Here is a 20,229-nt window from a genome sequence, read left to right on the forward strand (position 1 = left end):
GACACAATAATAAAAGGAGTGTGGATCATAATATGGAAAAACTTTTTGATAGTCCAGTGATGATAAAATTACAAGATTTTGGACAGAAACTCGGGAGTAATAAGTTTCTAGCAGCTTTGCAAGCATGTATGATGTCTTTGATGGGCATCATTATGGTTGGGGCAATCTCTCAAATCACTGTTTCGGTTTTAGGTCCTACGATGTTTCATGTGATTGCTGCGGAAAGTCAGCTCTACGAAATTATTTATCTGCCTTATAAGTTCACAATGGACCTTTTATCTGTATGGGTCGTCATTCTATTTTCTTTTAATTATGCCAAAAACTTAAAAATGAAGTCGCCCATCATGAATGCAGTTGATGCATTGATTTGTTTTTTCTTGGTTGCTGGCACGTTAATGATCAGTGAAGCAGGAGTTACTAGTATCGATATGACTTACTTAGGATCGACTGGTATGTTTATCGGATTTGTTGTTGTCTTCCTTTCTGTTCAAATTGAAAAATATTGTGCGGATCATAATATTCGCATCAAAATGCCAGACGTAGTACCGCCATTTTTACAAGATGGCTTTGCCTCGATCGTACCGTTAGCAATTAGCGCCTGCTTTTTCTTAGCGTGCAGTGCTGCGGTAGATATCTTTACCAACGGCAATTACACGATTGCCTCTGGTTTTATGGCGCTTTTAGGCATTCCATTGTCTGCATTGTCTTCCACCGTTGGGATGTTTATCATGTGTGTATTTGCAGCGTTATTATGGTGTTTTGGGATTCATGGCACGATGATCTTAGTGCCGATTATTATGCCTCTTGGAATCCAAGCTGCAACCGCAAATGGCGCTGCTGCTGCTGCAGGCGAGCCACTCGTTTTTTATCCCGTGGCTTTGTTTGGTGGGATGGCAATTGCCGGAGGAACAGGGAACACGTTACCACTAGCTTTAATGGGTTTAAAATCAAAATCGAAACAAATCAGCGCGATATCAAAAATCGCAGCTGTGCCAGGATGGTTTAACATCAATGAACCGCTGACTTTTGGTATGCCGATTATGTACAATCCAATCATTTGTATTCCATATGTGCTAAATATTCCTGTGGTGATGTTACTGACATTAATTGGCTATCGAATCGGTTTTCTAACACCTGGTTGGATTTCCATTTCTGCTTTGCTGCCAATGGGGATGGCAAGTTATCTCAGTACGCTCAAATGGCAAAATGCTATCTGGGATTATCTAATGTTGATTCCTGCAGGCTTAATTTATTATCCATTTTTCAAAGCATATGAAAAACAATTGATCGCCAAAGAAGCGTTGGCGGAACAAGAGGAACAATTTGGTGTAGTAGCAGAACAAGAATAAAGGAGCGAACAGAATGAATAAACGATTTCCAGATAATTTTTTATGGGGTGGCGCAACTGCTGCGAATCAATTAGAAGGAGCATTTCTTGAGGATGGAAAAGGATGGTCAACTGCGGATACTGCCCTTTACATTGGAAAAGAGGCACGGACAAAAATGCTGTTAGGGGAACCTATGACTAGAGACCAAGTCGAATTTGCTATGAAGGATAAAAAGGGACATTATCCAAAAAGGCATGGTATCGATTTTTATCATCGATACAAAGAAGACATCGCGCTTATGGCAGAGATGGGGTTTAAAACATTTCGTTTATCAATCTCTTGGCCAAGGATCTTTCCAAATGGCAATGACCAAGAACCCAATGAAGCTGGGTTAGCCTTTTACGATGCAGTCTTTGATGAGTGTCTAAAGCATGGAATCGAACCGTTGGTGACGATCTCACATTACGAGTTCCCATTGCACTTAGCGCTGACTCAAAATGGCTGGCTCTCACGGGATACTATTGATCATTTTGTTCGCTATGCAGAAACGCTGTTTAACCGTTACAAGAATAAAGTCAAATATTGGTTGACGTTTAATGAAATCAATATAATTGGGATGACTGGTTATCTGAGTGGAGGGATTTTGGCAGACGGAATTGACAATATGCTAGCAGCACAATATCAAGCAGGACATCATCAGTTCCTTGCAAGTGCTTTAACTGTAAAGAAATGCCATGAAATTATCCCAGATGCCAAAATCGGTTGTATGTTGGCTCGAATGGAGGCATATCCTGAAACATGTAATCCGCAAGATGTTTTGGCTTCTGTAAAAGCAGATGAAATGAATTTCTTTTATACTGACGTTCAAATACGTGGAGAATATCCAGCATATATGGATTCATTTTTTGAAGAGAATGGAATTGTGATCGACGTTCAGGAAGGCGATCGTGATATTTTGAGAGAAGGAACAGTGGATTTTCTTTCCTTTAGTTATTATATGTCAATGGTTGTAGGAGAATCAAAAGAAGAAACTGGTGGGAATCTTTTTGGATCCATCAAGAATCCTTACTTAAAAGCAAGTGATTGGGGCTGGCAGATCGATCCAGTAGGTTTACGAATCACCATGAAAAAAATGTATCAGCGTTATCAAGTCCCTCTCTTTATCGTTGAGAATGGTTTAGGTTCTGAAGATGTGGTGACAGAGGATAAACGGATTCACGATGCGTATCGAATCGATTATTTGCGTGACCATATCGAGCAAATCGGTTTAGCGATTCAAGAAGGAGTTGAGGTGATGGGCTATACTCCTTGGGGATGCATCGACTTAGTCAGTGCTAGTACAAGTGAAATGTCGAAGCGTTATGGGTTTATATACGTGGATCTTGATGATGATGGAAAAGGAACCTTGGAAAGAATTCGTAAAGACTCTTTTTATTGGTATCAAAAAGTGATAGCGACCAATGGTGAAGAGCTGGCATGAAAATTTTATCCCTATAATAATCTTAGCTTTCATGGATTCCCACTCTGCATTGGGGAATCCTACAATCTATATCGAACCCAACAAAGTTCAAAAAAAGTGATCGGACTAAGTATTTTTTAGACAAAAATAGTAATCGTCAAAAAAGACGAGACTCGCCAAAATTGGTGAAGTCTCGTCTTTTTTATAAATCAACAGAAAAAGAAAACGCAGGAGTCTACGCTTTCTTTTTCTGTTCTTCTTTTTTCTTGTCTGTGGTCGGTACGGAATCTAGGGCTTTTTTGAAAATCTCTTCTTTTTTCGTTTTATAGTTATGTTGTCGTTCAGCATAAACTTTTTCTTTCGTCTTTGTTTTCATACTCGGTCACCTCTTCCTTTTTTTAAGTATAGCACGATTTCACAAACTTATGCAAATCCTTGGTTTTCTCCTTGGTGTTATAATCTTTCCCATAAAATACATTGTGAAAATATTTCTTTTGGCAGAGATGAGGGACTTCTCTATTAAGAAATTCGCATCCGGTTGGAAGCGATGTAACAGGATTTCATCTAAGCGTCGATCACACAGGTGAAAGCAGCGTTCTTTTTGAAACAATTTTTTCACAGAATCCCTCGTGTAAAAAAGGAATGATAAATGGGTGGTTTTAGTATCGATTTTTGAAAAAGGGAATCAGGAAAGAAATGTTATTCAAATAACAGTCTTGTTTTTCAAAAAGTGGGTTTGTTTGCAAAAAAAATCCTGTTTTTATTCGCGAATTAAAATAACGTTGAATGAAATAGCGTTTTTCTGTAGTTTATAGAAATCTTTGTAAATAGAGTGCCATTGAGCAACACCAAAGAGAAAGTGATCAAAAAGAATAACGCAGGAAAATAAATGACACGTTTTATTAAACGTAAAGTAAAAAAATACAAAACGAAAACAATATCAAAAAATATTAATTTTTGTTAAAATGGGGTACAGGGGGTGTTTTATTGGAATCTCGGAAAATCAAACGTAAGCGTTTAGTGAAACAAAAACGGTCCCTTTTCGTACAAAAAGGATTGGGTATCACAGCAGCGTTAGCATCGACTTCAGGTGTCTTTACGTCTCTTGCTCATGCGACCGAAACGACAAACGCTTCGTCATCAACCAACACAACTGCTACTCTTGCCAGATCGTCAGCTGAAACGGCGATCAATCGACAATTTAAAACAACAGCTTCACTGAATGTTCGTTCAAATGCTTCAACAAGTGCCTCTATCGTAAGTGGTGTAGGAGCAAATACAACAATCACTGCGGTGGCTCAAAAGAACGGTACCTCAGTGAATGGCAATACAACATGGTATAAGCTATCAACAGGCGGCTGGATCTCAGGGGCTTATGTGAAAAGCACTTCAGGCTCTTCTTCTGCCAATACAGGCTCGTCCAATTCGTCGTCTTCATCGGAAAAAGCAATTTCGAAATCAGTGAAAACGACCACTGCATTGAACGTCCGTTCAAATGCAACGACTAGTTCTAGTGTCGTACGTGGACTAAGCAGCAATGCGACGGTGAAAGTCGTTGCACAAAAGAGTGGAACGTCGGTGAATGGCACGACCACTTGGTACAAATTGTCCACAGGCGGTTGGATCACGGCGGCCTATGTCAAAGATGTTTCCAGCAGTTCGACAGGAAATAGTTCTTCTGGCGGCAACACAAGTGTTTCTGCAGAAACGGCTATCAACAAGAACGTGAAAACAACAGCGGCATTGAATGTCCGTTCGAGTGCCTCAACAAGTGGTAGTGTCGTTGGCAGCCTAAGCAACAGCACGACGGTGAAGGTCGTTGCCCAGAAAAATGGCACATCCGTTGGCGGCACCAATGTTTGGTACAAAGTATCGACTGGTGGTTGGATCACAGCGGCATATGTGCGTGACGTCACGTCTAGTTCTGGAAATACAAGTAATAACAATAATTCAAACACAGGTTCAAGCAACACTGGTTCATCAAACGGCTCAAGCAATGCGAGTGAGCAAGCCATCAATAAAACGTTCCAAACAACCACTGGTATGAATGTCCGCTCAAATGCATCGACTTCTGCAAGTGTAGTCAGCAGTTTGGGCAGCAATGCGACCTTCAAAGCAGTCGCTCAAAAACAAGGAACGTCAGTCAATGGCAATGCCACTTGGTATAAGTTATCAACGGGTGGCTGGGTATCTGCAGCGTATGTGAAGGAAGTCAGTGCAACGACTCCTGGCAACAATAACAACGCAGGCAATACCAATGTTCCGATGAGCGTGAACGGAGCAGCGATCGTTGCAGAAGCTAGAAAACATATCGGCACTCCTTATCAATGGGGAGGCAAAGGACCAGATGTCTTCGACTGTTCCGGGTTTACACGCTACGTCTTCTTAAAAGTGACGGGCAAAAACATCGGTGATTGGACAGTCCCACAAGAAAGCGCAGGGACAATCATTCCTGTCTCGCAAGCACAAGCTGGCGACTTGCTGTTCTGGGGTCAAAAAGGGAATACCTACCACGTAGCGATCGCTACCAGTAATACAAGCTATATCCATGCGCCAAGCACGGGTTATACAGTCACCGAAGCACAATCAGGCTTTTCGACTGCTAGCTTCGCTCTACGAGTGAAATAAATGTTTCATTGAAAAAGCAAAGGGTTTGTCCTTTGTTAGAAACGCCCCTAAGAAAGCTGCCATCAGTTTTCTTAGAGGCGCTTTTTGGGTTGGGCGCAGATCTTTTTAAAAGGTGGGCCTTTGCCCTGTTTTTTTGACAAAAAGGCCGATTTGTCAAAATCACTTGTTTTTACTAGTACAAATTTTTGTCAAAAAAAATAGTTACTGATACCATAAAAACGTACCAATATTAGGAGGGATCTACATGAGATATACGAACGGAAATTACGAAGCTTTTGCAAGAAGCAGAAAACCGAAAGATGTCGAAAAGAAAGAAGCCTATATTGTTGGTGGGGGATTAGCAGGACTTGCTGCGGCAGTCTTCTTGATCCGTGACGGCCATATGGCGGGTGAGAAAATCCACGTCCTTGAAGAACTTTCTTTATCAGGCGGTTCATTAGACGGAAAATTCATTCCCCATGATGGATTTGTGACCCGCGGCGGTCGAGAAATGGAAAATCATTTTGAGTGTCTGTGGGATCTATTTCGCTCGATTCCATCTTTGGAGGTGGAAGATGCTTCGGTGCTAGATGAGTTTTACTGGTTGGACCACGATGATCCAAATTCGTCTAACTGTCGGATCATCCACAATCGCGGCCAACGAGCAGCAGATGATGGAGAATTTACCTTGTCTGCTACAGCACAAAAAGAATTAACCCAATTATTTATGACTTCAGAAGATCAATTGATCGGGAAAAAAATCGAAGATGTTTTTGGCGATGAATTCTTTGAATCCAATTTTTGGCTATACTGGTGTACGATGTTCGCCTTTGAAAAATGGCATTCGGCGATTGAAATGCGCCGCTATGTGTTGCGTTTTGTGCACCATATCGATGGCTTGCCTGATTTTACTGCGTTAAAATTTACCCGTTACAACCAATATGAGTCATTGGTCAAACCACTACTTGCTTATTTGGAAGAACAAGGAGTTGACTTCCAATATGAATGCACCGTCAGCAATATTGATGTTCGGATCGTGGGCGAGGAAAAAGTTGCTCAAAAACTTGTGCTAGAAAAAGCGGGTGCAATCGAAGAAATTCCTTTATCAGAAGATGACTTGGTCTTTGTTACCAACGGATCGATCACTGAAAGTTCCACGCAAGGGGACCATTATACTCCAGCGCCTATCTCAAAAGCACCTGGTGGCAGCTGGCGTTTATGGAAAAACTTGGCGGCGCAATCGCCTGAGTTTGGTCATCCAGAAGTCTTTTATGAAAACTTACCTGAAGAAAGCTGGTTTGTTTCGGCAACCGTGACTTGGCAAAATTTTGATGTGGAACCTTATTTAGAAAAATTGACCCATCGCAAGTTACGAACAGGCAGAATCGTCACTGGCGGGATCATCACCATCAAAGATTCCAATTGGATGATGAGCTTTGCGACCCATCGCCAACCGCACTTTAAAGAACAAAAAGACCAACAAACGATCACATGGGTGTATGGCTTGTTGTCAAATACACCAGGGAACTACATCAAAAAACCAATTGAACAATGTTCTGGACAAGAAATCGTGCAAGAACTGCTTTACCATTTAGGCGTGCCAGAAGCAGAAATCCAACGCATTTCAAAAGAGTCAAGTGTGGCAGTTCCAGTCTACATGCCGTTTATCACTTCTTACTTCATGCTGCGTGAACCAGGGGATCGGCCATTGGTTATTCCAAATGGCTCCAAAAACTTAGCTTTTATCGGTAATTTCGCAGAGACTGAACGAGACACTGTTTTTACAACAGAATATTCCGTTCGGACTGCAATGGAGGCTGTTTATCAGCTATTAGCTGTGGAACGTGGGGTACCAGAAGTGTTTGCTTCCGCTTATGATCTACGTACTTTGGCCAAAGCTGTCTATTATCTGACCGATAAGAAAAAAATTACGGAAATGGAGCTGCCGTTTATCGAACGGAAACTCTTGGAAGGCTTCGTTAAGAAAACCGAACATACCTACATTGGCGATCTGTTGAAAGAAAACCATTTGATTTAAATAAAACGCAACGACAACGAGGCGAAAGAAGCTGCTCGTTGTCGTTGCGTTTTTTATTTGCTTTTTAGCGCAGTTTGAACGAATCATTATTCCTCAGATAAAATCCGAACTTGGATCTCTGTCAAATAAGCTTGCTCGTTGCTAAGGGTCGTTTCGTGGATCGATCGTTCATAGAAGTAGTCATCGATTTGCCATTGGTGCGTCGCAATCAGCTGCTTGAGTTTTTGATAGAACTGCTTCAATCCTTCGTCATCCCCCTGATAAATGGCGGTTAAATAGCATCCTGCTGGTTTCACGAAGGAAGTCCCTTGCGGCTCTTCTTGCCGCACGTAAACGTAGTCGATGTCTTGCGTATCGTCTTTGTTCGTCCGAATCATAAAACCGTACTCGTTATTCGAGAATAGATAAGGCTGTGCCATCAAGAGATCGTAGGCTTGGGTGATCATCTCTGGGATGGAGCTGCCGTTTAATCTAGGACTAAGGGAGAAATATTCCTCTGGCTGTTCCTTCAAGGTGAAGGGGGAAGTTTTTTCTGCAGCCAGGCGCAAGTCCGCAGCTTTTCGTTCGATGATTTTTTTGATGTTGGTCAACTGCTGAATTTTTTCATCGATGGTTTGCCGCTTGGCTTCCAATAAGTTTCTCATGGTCTCGGCATCCCCCTGCAGCGCTGTTTGGATCTCTTTTAAGGGCATCGATAATTCTTTCAATGACAGGATCAATCCGAGATCCAAAAGTTGATCAAGGGAATAATACCGATATCCGTTCTCGTCTTTGCTGTTTGGTTGAAATAGCCCAATCTCGTCATAATAGTGGAGTGTCCGAGGATTGATCCGCGCGAAGCGTGCCATTTCCGATACTTTTAATTTGGTTTTCATGGCGTTCCTCCTTGACTTTACAGTTACTGTAAACTTTATACTAAGGATAGTCAACTACTGGGAGGAAGATAGAATGAATAAAAAAGTAACGTATCGACCATTTAAACGAGAAGATCTGCCTGCGCTTGTGCAAGTAATTATTGATAGCTGGAACTACGACAAGCAATTTGACAAGAAGACTGCCAAGCACTTTGCTCATGTCTTTTTGTGTTATGAACTTGCCCGTGCGACCTATTCGCGTGTGGCTCTTTTAAATGGTGAAGCTGTCGGCATCTTATTAGCAGACAGTAAAAGAGGGAAGAAGCTTCATCCAATGCGCTATTGGGGGAAAACGATTTGGCATGCTGGCTGCTTACTGCTTACGAAAGAAGGGAGAAACACGCTGCTGCATTATGCCAAAGAGGTGGCTGAGTTAAATCAAGCGATGTTGAAAGACTTACAAACTCCTTTTCAGACCGAAGTTGGTTTGTTTGCCGTTAGTCCCAAAACACAAGGATTGGGTGTAGGCAAGCAGCTCTTTACTTCCTTTTTAGCGATGGTCCAGCAGGAAAAAACGGCTCCGTTTTTCCTTTATACCGATACCACCTGTAATTTCGGTTTTTATGAGCATATGGGCTTGAAGCGGGCAGCTGCTGTGAAACGCTGGATCAAAAAACCGATCAAGAAGGAAATCGAGTTTTATATCTATACTTCCTAAGAGTGCAGCGATGCACTCTTTTTTCATTGGCTAGTATGGTAAACTGGAAGCAAAGAAGGACAAGGAAGCTGTTTTCGGTTTATGGAAACGGCGCTTGTTTTGGTCGAAAGCGATGGCTCAATCCGCTTTCGTAAAAAGGATGGGGAATGGGAAAGGATGGTTTATTTGGAAAAAAAGCAGATAGGGTTTATTTTAAGTGATATTGATGGGACGATCTTGGATCATAAGCATCAAATCGATCTGGATTTGATTGAAGAAATCAAACGATTGAAGCAGCAAGCGATTCCTTTTGTTTTGGCTTCCGCTCGCTCCCCGAAAGGAATGCTACCGATAGCTCAAGAATTAGGGATAGAAGACTGGCCCTTGGCTTGTTACAACGGTGCCCTGATTGGAGGGTACGATCAAAAGGGCACACTGGTACCGATTTTCAGTCATGAGGTCAAAAAAGCAGAAGCAAAAACTTTGGTTGCGCGCATCAAAGCTGATTTTCCTGGTGTTTCCATCAATGTCTACTCTGGTGATCAATGGTATTGCGAAAGAGTGGACCAATGGGCACGAGCAGAAGCGGCGATCACCAAAGAGACTCCTGTAGAAACTTCATTAGAACAACTGTTGGCACAAGAAGCTTTTGAGGTTCATAAGTTTCTTTTGATCGGCACAACGGCAGAAATCCAAGCGCTTCATGCTGCCTGCCAGAACGCTGGATTTTTAGAAAGCGCCTTTTACTTATCCAAAGAGAATTATTTGGAAGTCACTCATCAAGCTGTGGGAAAAGATAAGGCGCTAAATGAATTGGCGGCCTATTTTCAAGTGCCGCTGGCGCAAACCTTAGCGATTGGCGATAATTTTAACGACCTGCCAATGATTGCTTCAGCTGGTATTGGTGTTGCGATGGAGAATGCGCCCGAATTGGTCAAAGCAAAAGCTGATTTTGTGACGACTAGCAATACAGACCATGGGGTTGCTGATGCGTTGCGGCGATTTGTCACAGAATAGATAAAAAAACTAGGTTTTTTGAACAAATTGATTGACTTTCATTTCTACTCTCCTTAAACTTTTAGCTATACCTAAAAAGGTAAGTGTTTGTTGGAAAGAAGGAGAAAAATGAATAAGAAGATCGAGAAGACATTGACCAAATTTGCCGAGCCGTTGGGGCTCTCCGTTGATACTTCCACTGGGGTGATTTATGGAACGTATCATAGTTATAAACTTTTTTTAGTTCAAGAGAATAACAATAGTTATTCTCTAGTGGCTCATTTTTCACTTAGCAAAGATGGCGAACTTCCCAACCAAGAAGAAGTCAAAGAAGTTTTAAGTGAGTCAAAAGAGATCATCGACTGTGTGATCCAAGGATATCAAGTTGCCTATACTTTACGCGGAGCGATGACTGCAGGGAAAACTGTGGACAAGTTGCGTACTGCGTTGGACCAGTTGACGAATTTTTTGAAGACCAAAGGCTTCCAAAATGCTTGTACCTTCTGCGGCGCGGTCACTGAGCCGGTTTCGCTGTACGCTATTGGCGGCGCTCCCGTCATTGCCTGTGAAGCTTGCTTTAAGAAACAACAAGAAGCAGTCCTTGCGCAAGAACGGGAAAAAGGGCAGAAAAAAGAAAATTGGTTAGCTGGAACCGTGGGTGCGTTTCTTGGCTCACTGATTGGTGCCGGCGCAATTATTTTATTAGGACAACTGGGGTATGTTGCTGCATTGTCGGGGATCGCGATGGCGATCTGTGCCATCAAAGGGTATGAATTATTAGGTGGAAAACTCAGCACAAAAGGTATTATTAGTAGTATTATCGTCATGATCATCATGGTCTATGTCGGGAATCGTATCGACTGGTCGATCAGTGTAGCGAATTATTACACGGACGTTGATGTCTTCTATGCCTTTCGTATTTTACCTGATTTGATTCGTGAAGGATATTTGGAAGCGAGTCAGTATTACGGGAACTTAGGTCTGGTCTATCTCTTTACGGCGATTGGGGCTGTGCCAACTATTATCGCTACGGTACGAGAGGGGAAAGTGACACGTCAAAGCTATAAAATGGAGTAATCCACGTTTCTATCCAAAGATAAAAAAACACAAAGCGAGATCTTGTTCGCTTTGTGTTTTTTGTTTTTGTGTCATAAATAATAACATGCAGTGTTAATATAAAAAATAAATAATAATAAAATGAGAAAAATAGCTTGCTTTTATAATTAACATTTATTAAAATCTTATTTACATTCAGAGTTTTGTAATAATTCTGAAAATTTTGGATTTTCATAAGGGGTAGGTAAGATGAAGAAAAAATGGGGATATGGTGTCGTCGCTGTTTGTGGAATCGTATTAGCAGGTTGCTCAACAGGAGGGACATCAAGTACAGGTGAAAGTTCAAGTGATAGTGGGACAGCAGCTGCCGAACAAATTTTTAATGTTGTGGTTCAACAAGAAATGCCGAGTGCCGATCTATCCTTAGCCACCGATACGATCAGTTTCAGTGCTTTAAATAATGTGTATGAAGGGTTGTACCGCTTAGATGCTGATAGTAAGCCCGAACCAGCAGGTGCCGCCGAATTAGCGGAAGTCAGTGAAGATGGTCTGACCTATAAATTGAAATTACGAGAAGATGCCAAATGGTCAAATGGAGAACCAGTAACAGCAGCGGATTATGTGTTTGGTTGGCAACGCACCGTAAGTGCGGAAACAGGTTCTGAGTATGCGTACTTATTTGCGCCCGTAACCAATGCCGAAGCGATAACAGCAGGTGAAAAAGATGCCTCAGAATTAGGGATCAAAGCAGTCAGTGACTATGAATTAGAAATCACGCTGACGACGCCTACGCCATACTTCCAATACTTATTGGCGTTTCCATCCTTTTTCCCACAAAGCCAAGCAGTTGTAGAAGACAACGGCGATCAATATGCTTCAACAAGCGACAATGCCGTTTACAATGGACCCTTTGTGTTAGCTGGCTTTGATGGGCCAGGAACCGATACAGAATGGTCATATGAAAAGAACGACCAATATTGGGACAAAGAGACGGTGAAACTTGATACCATCAATGTTAGTGTCGTAAAAGAATCATCAACTTCCTTGAATCTATTCCAAGATGGGCAAGCAGACGACGTCATCTTAACAGGAGAATTGGCACAGCAAATGGCCAATGATGAAGCGTTTGTTTCAGAACCATTAGCCCGTACTTCCTATATCGAGTTGAATCAGCGAGAAGAAGATTCGCCATTCCGCAATGAGGATCTGCGTAAAGCAATTTCTTATGCCATCGATCGTGATGCATTAGTGACATCGATTTTAGGGGACGGTTCATTGGCTTCCACAGGATTGATACCAAAAGGAATGACCTTTAACCCAACTGATAATACTGATTTTGTCGATGAAGCGGAAAGTGTCATTGAATACGATCAAGAAAAGGCCAAAGAACATTGGGAAAAAGCCAAAGAGGCGTTAGGAATCGATTCCTTGAGCTTTGAAATTTTGGCTTCTGATACAGATTCAACCAAAAAGGCCATTGAGTATATTCAAAGTGCGATTCAAGACACGCTGGATGGGGTGAAAGTTAGCCTAAGTCCTGTTCCTTTCTCCGTTCGTTTAGATCGTTCAAACTCAGGTGACTTTGATGTCGTCATGGGTGGTTGGGGAGCTGACTATGCGGATGCTAGTAGCTTTACTGATTTGTTTGTTACCGACAATTCCTACAACCGCGGTCGTTGGACAAGTGAGGAGTACGATGCAGCAGTGAAATCGTCTGCCACGACAAACGCTGGCAATCCAGATGCTCGCTGGCAAGACTTGTTAGATGCAGAGAAAATCATTATGGATCAACAAGGGGTTATCCCTGTGTACCAAAACGTTGAAGCTCATTTACGTGCACCAAAAGTAAAAGGGGTCGTATCACACGGTGCTGGTGCGCAATATGACTACAAGTGGGCAGTTATTGAAGAATAAGCGCCTAAAGAAGAAACTGGTTTTGCGTAAGCAAGCCAGTTTTTTTTCGTGGGCTTTGTTCTTACTTACACAATGTTAGTAATGAGAGCGGATGCAATTGTTTATAAAAAAACAAAAAAAGTTGGCAAGGGATCAACGATCGACTTGCCAACCTCGTTTTTTGTTCATCTATTTCACAGAAATCCAGTGAAAGATTATTCGCTAACTGTTACGTCACCTGTTACAGAAGCGCCATCTTCGTCAAGTGTTGCTGAATCTTGGAATTCTTTTGAAGTGAATGTTACGTTACCTTCAACTTTTGCACCGTTCAATACAAAGCCGTTAGCATTCACTTCAACGTCACCTTTGATTACACCGTGAACGATGTTGAAGTTTTCTGAGTTAACGATCAATTTAGGAACAGTTACTGTGTATTCAGCTGTTACGTTGCGGTCTTCATCTTGTGAGTACAATGCAAATTTACGGTAGATATCAGCAGAGTCGTCACCTTTGTCGTGGAATTCGCCATCAACGGTTACATCGTTATCAAATGTCATGTCGCCAGTTACAGCAACGATCCAGTTACCATCTGCGCTCAATGCTTTTTCGATCACTGAAGTTTGGTCACTGATAGAAGCAGTTGAAACAACGTCATCTGATGATTCAGTTGATGCAGCAGTTGAAGCTGCTGTTGATGATGATGAGCTTGCAGCTGTATCGTTATCTGAACTACATGCAGCTAAAAGAGTGCCTCCCATAAGCAATGATGCAGCGATTAAAGTGATTTTAGTTTTTTTCATGTTTCCTTCTCCTTTGTATTCCCATAGTTTTCTTAAAAACAAAATGATTATACCATACCGAGGTGAAGTTTGTGAAACAAAAAACATAAATGAGGAGAAATTTAATAAATAGCAGCCTAGGATTAAAAAAATTTCAAAGAAACTAAGAATAAATGAGTGACGCTTACGAATGAATGAGACATCTTATTCACAAAGAACCCTCCATTATGGAAGAAATGCCCTTCTTCTATAATGGAGGGTCATTACTACATGCGCTTTCGATCCGTCAACTGCTTGAACTTCGATACGATCAAATCCATGATGAACTGATACATAAAAGCATGGGTTTGAAAATGGGTTTGGTGAGGGAAGATGATTGCTTCTTGGACAAAGGGCAGTTCCGAGATCTGTGGATTAGCGGTGATCACGATGACTTTGGCTTTGGTTCGATCGAAGAAATCTTTCCGTGGTGTTCCATTTCGAATTTGCTGTTTCGTTAGGTAGTCACCGGAGTTGGTAAAAATGATAAACAGCGATTCTTCATCAGCGGTCTTGATGATTTCTTCCTGTACGAGATCGTCTTGGAAGGTCCGAATGAACTTGCCGTTGTATGCTAGTTTGATCTGGAAATCAATAGCAGCCGATTCTGAGAATAAAATTCCAAAAGCAAAGACATTTTTATGCGTCACAATGGCTTTTGCGACCCGTTCGATGGCTGGCAGATCAAGATGATGACGCAGATAATCGATGTCTTGTACAACTGCGTCAAAATAGGAGTCTACGCCCTCTTGCTCTAAGGCAGACAAAATATTCGAACGATAATTCAGGGGATTGTTGAAGCGGTTTTCGATAAAGGCAGCGTTGTCTTTTAGATCGCCATAATCATCAAAGCCCAAGGTGCGAGCGAATTTTGAAACGGTTGACTTTGACACATGGCAAAGAGCAGCGAATTCACCAATGCTTAGAGTTTGGATCTGATCATAATGGTTGATCATGGTCAAACCGATATAGTAGTTGGTGGAATCAGTGGGTGCATTATTTAAAAGATTCAATAAACGAATGATTAAGAGGCCCATTTTCTTTCCTTTCTTGTAAGCAGTTTCCAAATTGCGAACTTTCGCAGGTGAGAGAAAAAAATCTGCTATAGTAACGCCATAAAGCGCTTTATAAATCAAACACGGGAGTGAGTCATTTGGCAAAAGATTATTCAAAACTTGCTAGTGAAATTATAGCACAGGTCGGTGGGGAACAAAATATCGTTAGCCTGTATCATTGCATCACTAGATTGCGTTTTAAGTTGAAAGATGTCGAGTTGGCACGAAAAAATAAGGATAAGATTCAGCAGCTTGATGGGGTATTGTCTGTCATTGAAGGAAATGGCCAGTTTCAAGTCGTGATCGGTAATCATGTAGCGGATGTTTTTCAAACGATCATGAGTAAGTATTCGATCCAAAATGCTTTGGAAAGTGATGGGGATGCCGAAGAATCAACAGAAAAACAAGGTAATGTATTTATCCGATTCTTCAATGTATTGTCTGCGATCTTTAATCCAATCATTGTTGCTCTTGCAGGGGCAGGGATGTTGAAAGCTTTGCTAGTTGTTTTTACAACCTATCATTTGATGGATGCGGAAGGAAGCACCTATAAAATATTAGCTGCTGCTGGCAATAGTGTTTTTTATTTCTTGCCTTTATTTTTAGCGATCAGTGCAGCGCGGATTTTCAAAGTCAATATGTTTATTGCTTTAGCAATCGTTGGGGCGTTGCTGGAGCCGAATTTTACAGCAATGGTGACGGAAAACGGTGTGACGGTCGATTTCTTTGGCATCCCAGCTGTGTTGATGGGGTATTCGGGTACCGTGATTCCAGCGATCGTTTCGATCTATATCTACTCGCACTTGGAACGACTACTCAAACGGATCATTCCTAAGAGTATCGAGATTTTTGCTCTATCACTAGTAGCTCTTTTGATCATGGTGCCTTTGACCGTTTTGATCATTGGACCGGTCGGTGTAATGCTTGGGGACGGTTTAGGCAATGCCATGAACTTTATCAGCGACAAGAGCGGGCTGTTGGCTGGCTTGTTGATCGGTGGCGGTTGGACATTCTTAGTAATGATCGGGATCCATTGGGGAGTTGTACCGATTATGGTCAATAACCTAGCGGTATATGGCTATGATACGCTGCGCCCGATGATCGCAGCAGCAACATTTGCGAGTGCTGGGGTTGCTTTAGGTGTGTTTTTACGCTCTCGCAGAAAAGAAACCAAAGGTCTGGCGCTATCTTCTTTGCTTCCAGCATTGCTTGGAGGAATTACAGAGCCAATCGTCTATGGACTTTCGGTAAAATTTAAAAAGCCGTTGATTGCTCAAACCATCGTTGGTGCCCTTGCTGGTGCGTTTATGGGAATGATGCAAACCAAGGCCATCGTCTATGTTTTCCCAGCATTGACGACATTGCCAGCTTTCTTTGGGGACACCTTTGTGTACTATTTGATCGGCATTGCCTTTGCGTTCTTCGGTACTGCTATTTTGACCTATGTATTAGGATTTGAAGAAACGGTAGAACCTGTTTTAGAAGAAGGTGCAGGGCTGCAAGTGATGACACCAGTTGCTGGTGAAGCGATCACGCTTGATGATGTCAAAGATGAAGTATTTTCTTCTCGAGCAATGGGGGATGGATTAGCCGTTTATCCATCAGCCGGCGATATTTATGCGCCACTTACTGGTACGGTTGTGACAGTTTTTCCAACTGGACATGCTTTTGGGATCCAATCAGCTGCTGGGACGGAAGTGTTGGTTCATATCGGCTTAGACACGGTTGATTTAGCAAAAGGCGTGTTTGAGATTTCGGTGAAACAAGGGGATCAAGTCGTGAAGGGGCAAAAAATTGGCACCTTTGACTTAGCAAAAATTATTGAAAAAGGATATGATCCGACAACCATGTTGGTCTTTACCAGTGTGATCAAAGAAGATGCATTGACAGTTGTGGATCAAGCGAAAAAAGACGTTACCGCTTTGGTAGCAAATGATTTATTAAAAGGAGCGATTTCATGAGTGTATTTCCAAAAAATTTCCTATGGGGCGGCGCGATCGCCGCAAATCAAGCCGAAGGAGCTTATTTGGAAGGAGGAAAAGGATTAAGTGTAGCAGATATTTTACCAGTTGGTGAAAAACGTATTGAGCAAGTTTCACTGCAGCTTGAAGAGGATAACTTTTATCCGAGCCATGAAGCCATCGACTTTTATCATCGGTACCCAGAAGACATTGAACTGTTTGCGGAAATGGGCTTGAAGTGTTTGCGTACCTCAATTGCTTGGAGTCGCATTTTTCCGAATGGGGATGAGACGGAACCCAATGAAGCAGGTTTACAATTTTATGATGATTTATTTGATGCCTTGAATGAAAAAGGGATCCAACCAGTTGTTACATTAGCTCATTTTGAGACGCCACTGCATTTGGTGACGAAATATGGTGGTTGGCAAAATCGTGCACTGATCGATTTTTTTGATCGGTATACAAAAGTGGTTTTTGCACGCTACAAAGGGAAAGTGAAATATTGGATGACTTTCAATGAAATCAACCATACCCATACGATCCCGTTACTCGCAGCAGGTATCGATGTGTTTTCTTTCGAGACTGAAGAAGAAAAATTACAGGCACTTTATCAAGCGAGTCATAATATGTTTGTTGCAAGTGCCAAAGCAGTTCTGAATGGGAAGGCAGTAGATGAAAACAATCAGATTGGCTGTATGCTGTCACTGAGCCCGATTTACCCTGCGACGTGCAACCCGCAAGATGTTTTTGAATCGTATCAACTGCGCCGTCGTTCCTTGTTCTATAGTGATGTGCAATTGCGAGGAGCCTATCCGGAATACTTCGACCGCATCGTGAAGGATAATCATCTGTTGCTGGACATTACAGAAGAAGATCTAGCGATCATTAAAGCGGGGACCTGCGATTATTTAGGCTTTAGTTTTTACCGCAGCTCATTGCATGAAGCAGGCATGAAAATTTTAGGCAATACTGGCGGATTACTAGGGAAAAAGAATCCTTACCTAAAAGAAACTGCTTGGGGATGGCCGATCGATCCGCTGGCATTACGCTATGTTTGCAGCGAATTGACTGATCGTTATCAAAAACCATTATTTATCGTTGAAAATGGAATTGGTTTAAAGGATGTTGTCAATGAAGATGGATCGATCGTCGATGAAGAACGGATGGCCTATTTGAAAGACCATGTAGAAGCAATGGCGGAATCGATCAAAGATGGCGCAACGATTCTAGGCTATACATGGTGGGGACCGATCGATATCGTTTCTGCGGGGACAGGAGAGATGGAAAAACGATACGGCTTTATCTATGTCGATAAGCAAAATGATGGTAGCGGAGATCTTTCCCGCAAGAAAAAAGCTAGTTTTGCGTATTATCAGCAAGTGATCGCCACGGATGGGGAAGCGTTGGCATACGAATCATTTTTGAAAGGCGGCAAGTAAAATGAAAAGTTATTTTCCAAAAGATTTCCTCTGGGGAGGAGCAACAGCTGCCAACCAAGTTGAAGGAGGTTCTGGAATCGATGGAAAAGGCTTGTCGGTTTCTGATGTCTATCTATTCGATTCCTCAATGCCGAAAGAACGATGGACTGACCAATGGCATATGATGACTCATCAGCAAGTTGCAGAAGCCCAGGATCCAAACAGCACGAAATACTATCCGAAAAGACAGGGAATCGATTTTTATCATCACTTTAAAGAAGATATTCGTTTATTTGCTGAGATGGGCTTCAAAGCCTATCGGATGTCAATTGCCTGGACACGGATCTTTCCAAAGGGGGATGAGGTAGAGCCAAACGAAGCTGGATTGGCATTTTACGACGCAGTCTTTGATGAGTGTTTGAAGTATGGGATCGAACCAGTGGTATCACTATCCCATTATGAGATGCCTTTGTATTTAGTGACTGAGTATGGAGGATGGCCAAACCGGCAAGTGATCGACTTTTATGTCCGTTTTGCCAAGACGGTGATTGAGCGATACCAAAAGAAAGTCAAATATTGGGTAACTTTTAATGAAATCAACTGTGTTAAACACCATCCATATGTTAGTGTCGGGATCATTGAAGAAGGTCATCCTAATATTGAACAAGACAAGTACCAAGGGGCGCACCATCAATTTGTCGCCAGCGCAATCGTGACTGACTATTGCCATCGATTGATTCCCGATGCCAAGGTCGGCTGTATGATCAGCTATCAATTATTAACGCCGTACAGCTGTGATCCGGACGATGTCCAAAAAACAGTCGAAAGTCAACGAACCTCACTCTTTTTCAGTGATGTGCAGGCAAGAGGCTATTATCCAGCATATGCCAACCGCATGTTTGAAGAAAAAGGAGTGGAATTGGTGATCGAACCAGGAGACTTAGAAGTCATCCGAGAAAACCCGGTTGATTTTGTTTCCTTTAGTTACTATATGTCCAGTGCAGTCAGCGCACATCCAGAACGATTGGAAAGTGCTGTTGGGAATCTGATCACTGGTGGGATTAAAAATCCCTATTTGCCAAGCAGTAAATGGGGCTGGCAGATCGATCCCAAAGGGTTGCGAACAGCATTGAATCAACTCTATGACCGCTACCAAAAACCTTTGTTTATTGCCGAAAACGGTTTGGGAGCAGAAGATGTCGTAAACGAAGATGGCACCATCGATGATTTTTATCGAATCGACTATCTGCGTCAGCATATTGAACAAATCAATGAAGCGTTGCATGATGGCGTCGAGGTCTTTGGCTATACGGCATGGGGCTGTATCGATATCATTAGTGCCTCAACCTCACAAATGTCGAAACGTTATGGCTTTATCTATGTTGACCAAGACGATGAAGGCAATGGCACAAAGAAGCGCATCAAGAAAGCGTCATTTGATTGGTACAAAAAAGTAATTGCTTCAAACGGCGCAACTCTTTGATTTTTGATTCTTCCAGATAAAGCAATTGCTAGGCTTAATCATAAGGTTTCTTAACAATTTACCTTTTTATCAAGAAAAAAAGCCAACTTTATTTGCTATTTTATTTTAACCATGCTATGATGAATAGGTAAAGTTCTGATATGTTAATACTTGTTTATCTTTTCTATTGATACACACTTCAATTACACATCATTTTCTATTACAAACAAATAAACACAGTCGATGTGTAATATGGAGGTATACGTTTATGAATAACGGTACAGTAAAATGGTTTAATGCAGATAAAGGTTTTGGATTTATTACAGGTGAAGACGGCAATGATGTATTTGCTCACTTCTCAGCTATCCAAGGCGACGGCTTCAAAACTTTAGAAGAAGGTCAAGCAGTGACTTTCGACGTTGAAGAAGGCCAACGTGGCTTACAAGCAACAAACATCGTTAAAGGTTAATTGACGTTAACAAGCGAGAATCCATTGGGTTCTCGCTTTTTTTGTTTTATTTTATATAAATATTGAAATGGATCGGGTGTTGATGATCTGCTACAAGAGAATAGTTGCAGGTTTTGAG

At 41.9% G+C, this 20,229-nt stretch carries 16 protein-coding genes; 12 read left to right on the forward strand and 4 right to left on the reverse strand.

Annotation, left to right across the window (positions count from 1 at the left end):
* Positions 1 to 32: 32 nt before the first annotated feature.
* Both ACTW1R_RS04240 and ACTW1R_RS04245 read left to right on the forward strand, forming a co-directional pair.
* Positions 33 to 1,349, forward strand: a complete 1,317-nt coding sequence (locus tag ACTW1R_RS04240; protein ID WP_034868338.1) for a PTS sugar transporter subunit IIC — start codon at positions 33 to 35, stop codon at positions 1,347 to 1,349.
* Between the two features lie 13 nt (positions 1,350 to 1,362).
* Positions 1,363 to 2,808: a glycoside hydrolase family 1 protein gene (locus ACTW1R_RS04245; protein ID WP_167821618.1), complete on the forward strand. Its 1,446-nt coding sequence runs from the start codon at positions 1,363 to 1,365 to the stop codon at positions 2,806 to 2,808.
* Positions 2,809 to 3,022: 214 nt separating this feature from the next.
* On the opposite strand, the gene ACTW1R_RS04250 is transcribed toward ACTW1R_RS04245, so the two are convergent.
* The gene (locus tag ACTW1R_RS04250; RefSeq protein WP_005237363.1) at positions 3,023 to 3,163 is read right to left on the reverse strand and encodes a hypothetical protein; all 141 of its coding nucleotides are present in this window, start codon (positions 3,161 to 3,163) and stop codon (positions 3,023 to 3,025) included.
* Positions 3,164 to 3,774: 611 nt separating this feature from the next.
* Between ACTW1R_RS04250 and ACTW1R_RS04255 the strand changes: the two genes are divergently transcribed.
* Positions 3,775 to 5,415 carry a C40 family peptidase gene (locus ACTW1R_RS04255; RefSeq protein WP_086338612.1) on the forward strand — a complete coding sequence of 547 codons (1,641 nt, stop codon included), beginning with the start codon at positions 3,775 to 3,777 and terminating at the stop codon, positions 5,413 to 5,415.
* Positions 5,416 to 5,659: 244 nt separating this feature from the next.
* Entirely contained in the window at positions 5,660 to 7,432 is a 1,773-nt protein-coding gene (locus tag ACTW1R_RS04260) for an oleate hydratase (protein WP_074536535.1), read from the forward strand.
* Between the two features lie 86 nt (positions 7,433 to 7,518).
* On the opposite strand, the gene ACTW1R_RS04265 is transcribed toward ACTW1R_RS04260, so the two are convergent.
* Entirely contained in the window at positions 7,519 to 8,307 is a 789-nt protein-coding gene (locus ACTW1R_RS04265) for a MerR family transcriptional regulator (protein WP_118214741.1), read from the reverse strand.
* Positions 8,308 to 8,380: 73 nt separating this feature from the next.
* On the opposite strand from ACTW1R_RS04265, the gene ACTW1R_RS04270 reads away from it, so the two are divergent.
* From ACTW1R_RS04270 to ACTW1R_RS04285, 4 genes are all read left to right on the forward strand, one after another.
* The gene (locus ACTW1R_RS04270; protein WP_167821619.1) at positions 8,381 to 9,004 is read left to right on the forward strand and encodes an N-acetyltransferase; all 624 of its coding nucleotides are present in this window, start codon (positions 8,381 to 8,383) and stop codon (positions 9,002 to 9,004) included.
* Positions 9,005 to 9,160: 156 nt separating this feature from the next.
* Positions 9,161 to 10,000, forward strand: coding sequence for a Cof-type HAD-IIB family hydrolase (locus tag ACTW1R_RS04275; protein ID WP_159161305.1), 840 nt, complete (start codon positions 9,161 to 9,163; stop codon positions 9,998 to 10,000).
* Positions 10,001 to 10,108: 108 nt separating this feature from the next.
* On the forward strand, positions 10,109 to 11,056 hold the full coding sequence (locus ACTW1R_RS04280; RefSeq protein ID WP_060792887.1) for a hypothetical protein: 948 nt from the start codon (positions 10,109 to 10,111) through the stop codon (positions 11,054 to 11,056).
* Between the two features lie 228 nt (positions 11,057 to 11,284).
* On the forward strand, positions 11,285 to 12,949 hold the full coding sequence (locus ACTW1R_RS04285) for a peptide ABC transporter substrate-binding protein (protein ID WP_167821620.1): 1,665 nt from the start codon (positions 11,285 to 11,287) through the stop codon (positions 12,947 to 12,949).
* Between the two features lie 194 nt (positions 12,950 to 13,143).
* On the opposite strand, the gene ACTW1R_RS04290 is transcribed toward ACTW1R_RS04285, so the two are convergent.
* Positions 13,144 to 13,728 carry a polymer-forming cytoskeletal protein gene (locus tag ACTW1R_RS04290; RefSeq protein ID WP_010747631.1) on the reverse strand — a complete coding sequence of 195 codons (585 nt, stop codon included), beginning with the start codon at positions 13,726 to 13,728 and terminating at the stop codon, positions 13,144 to 13,146.
* Positions 13,729 to 13,973: 245 nt separating this feature from the next.
* Positions 13,974 to 14,783, reverse strand: a complete 810-nt coding sequence (locus ACTW1R_RS04295; RefSeq protein ID WP_015509153.1) for a MurR/RpiR family transcriptional regulator — start codon at positions 14,781 to 14,783, stop codon at positions 13,974 to 13,976.
* Positions 14,784 to 14,890: 107 nt separating this feature from the next.
* Between ACTW1R_RS04295 and ACTW1R_RS04300 the strand changes: the two genes are divergently transcribed.
* The 4 genes from ACTW1R_RS04300 to ACTW1R_RS04315 all read left to right on the forward strand — a co-directional run bounded on the left by ACTW1R_RS04300 (position 14,891) and on the right by ACTW1R_RS04315 (position 20,111).
* The gene (locus tag ACTW1R_RS04300) at positions 14,891 to 16,762 is read left to right on the forward strand and encodes a beta-glucoside-specific PTS transporter subunit IIABC (RefSeq protein WP_005225328.1); all 1,872 of its coding nucleotides are present in this window, start codon (positions 14,891 to 14,893) and stop codon (positions 16,760 to 16,762) included.
* On the forward strand, positions 16,759 to 18,201 hold the full coding sequence (locus tag ACTW1R_RS04305; RefSeq protein ID WP_489927458.1) for a glycoside hydrolase family 1 protein: 1,443 nt from the start codon (positions 16,759 to 16,761) through the stop codon (positions 18,199 to 18,201). Before ACTW1R_RS04300 ends, ACTW1R_RS04305 begins: the two co-directional genes overlap by 4 nt.
* A gap of 1 nt (position 18,202) precedes the next feature.
* The gene (locus tag ACTW1R_RS04310; protein ID WP_074536531.1) at positions 18,203 to 19,663 is read left to right on the forward strand and encodes a glycoside hydrolase family 1 protein; all 1,461 of its coding nucleotides are present in this window, start codon (positions 18,203 to 18,205) and stop codon (positions 19,661 to 19,663) included.
* 247 nt (positions 19,664 to 19,910) lie between these two features.
* Positions 19,911 to 20,111, forward strand: a complete 201-nt coding sequence (locus tag ACTW1R_RS04315) for a cold-shock protein (RefSeq protein WP_005225331.1) — start codon at positions 19,911 to 19,913, stop codon at positions 20,109 to 20,111.
* Positions 20,112 to 20,229: the final 118 nt, after the last annotated feature.

The organism is Enterococcus sp. R12 (genome assembly GCF_058135755.1).

What these genes read in the sequence shown, in the direction of transcription:
- ACTW1R_RS04270 (WP_167821619.1), top strand. Translation starts at nt 8,381, where the DNA reads ATGAATAAAAAAGTAACGTATCGACCATTTAAACGAGAAGATCTGCCT.
- ACTW1R_RS04245 (WP_167821618.1), top strand. Translation starts at nt 1,363, where the DNA reads ATGAATAAACGATTTCCAGATAATTTTTTATGGGGTGGCGCAACTGCT.
- ACTW1R_RS04260 (WP_074536535.1), top strand. Translation starts at nt 5,660, where the DNA reads ATGAGATATACGAACGGAAATTACGAAGCTTTTGCAAGAAGCAGAAAA.
- ACTW1R_RS04305 (WP_489927458.1), top strand. Translation starts at nt 16,759, where the DNA reads ATGAGTGTATTTCCAAAAAATTTCCTATGGGGCGGCGCGATCGCCGCA.
- ACTW1R_RS04295 (WP_015509153.1), bottom strand. Translation starts at nt 14,783, where the DNA reads ATGGGCCTCTTAATCATTCGTTTATTGAATCTTTTAAATAATGCACCC.
- ACTW1R_RS04275 (WP_159161305.1), top strand. Translation starts at nt 9,161, where the DNA reads ATGGTTTATTTGGAAAAAAAGCAGATAGGGTTTATTTTAAGTGATATT.
- ACTW1R_RS04280 (WP_060792887.1), top strand. Translation starts at nt 10,109, where the DNA reads ATGAATAAGAAGATCGAGAAGACATTGACCAAATTTGCCGAGCCGTTG.
- ACTW1R_RS04240 (WP_034868338.1), top strand. Translation starts at nt 33, where the DNA reads ATGGAAAAACTTTTTGATAGTCCAGTGATGATAAAATTACAAGATTTT.
- ACTW1R_RS04250 (WP_005237363.1), bottom strand. Translation starts at nt 3,163, where the DNA reads ATGAAAACAAAGACGAAAGAAAAAGTTTATGCTGAACGACAACATAAC.
- ACTW1R_RS04285 (WP_167821620.1), top strand. Translation starts at nt 11,285, where the DNA reads ATGAAGAAAAAATGGGGATATGGTGTCGTCGCTGTTTGTGGAATCGTA.
- ACTW1R_RS04290 (WP_010747631.1), bottom strand. Translation starts at nt 13,728, where the DNA reads ATGAAAAAAACTAAAATCACTTTAATCGCTGCATCATTGCTTATGGGA.
- ACTW1R_RS04310 (WP_074536531.1), top strand. Translation starts at nt 18,203, where the DNA reads ATGAAAAGTTATTTTCCAAAAGATTTCCTCTGGGGAGGAGCAACAGCT.
- ACTW1R_RS04265 (WP_118214741.1), bottom strand. Translation starts at nt 8,307, where the DNA reads ATGAAAACCAAATTAAAAGTATCGGAAATGGCACGCTTCGCGCGGATC.
- ACTW1R_RS04315 (WP_005225331.1), top strand. Translation starts at nt 19,911, where the DNA reads ATGAATAACGGTACAGTAAAATGGTTTAATGCAGATAAAGGTTTTGGA.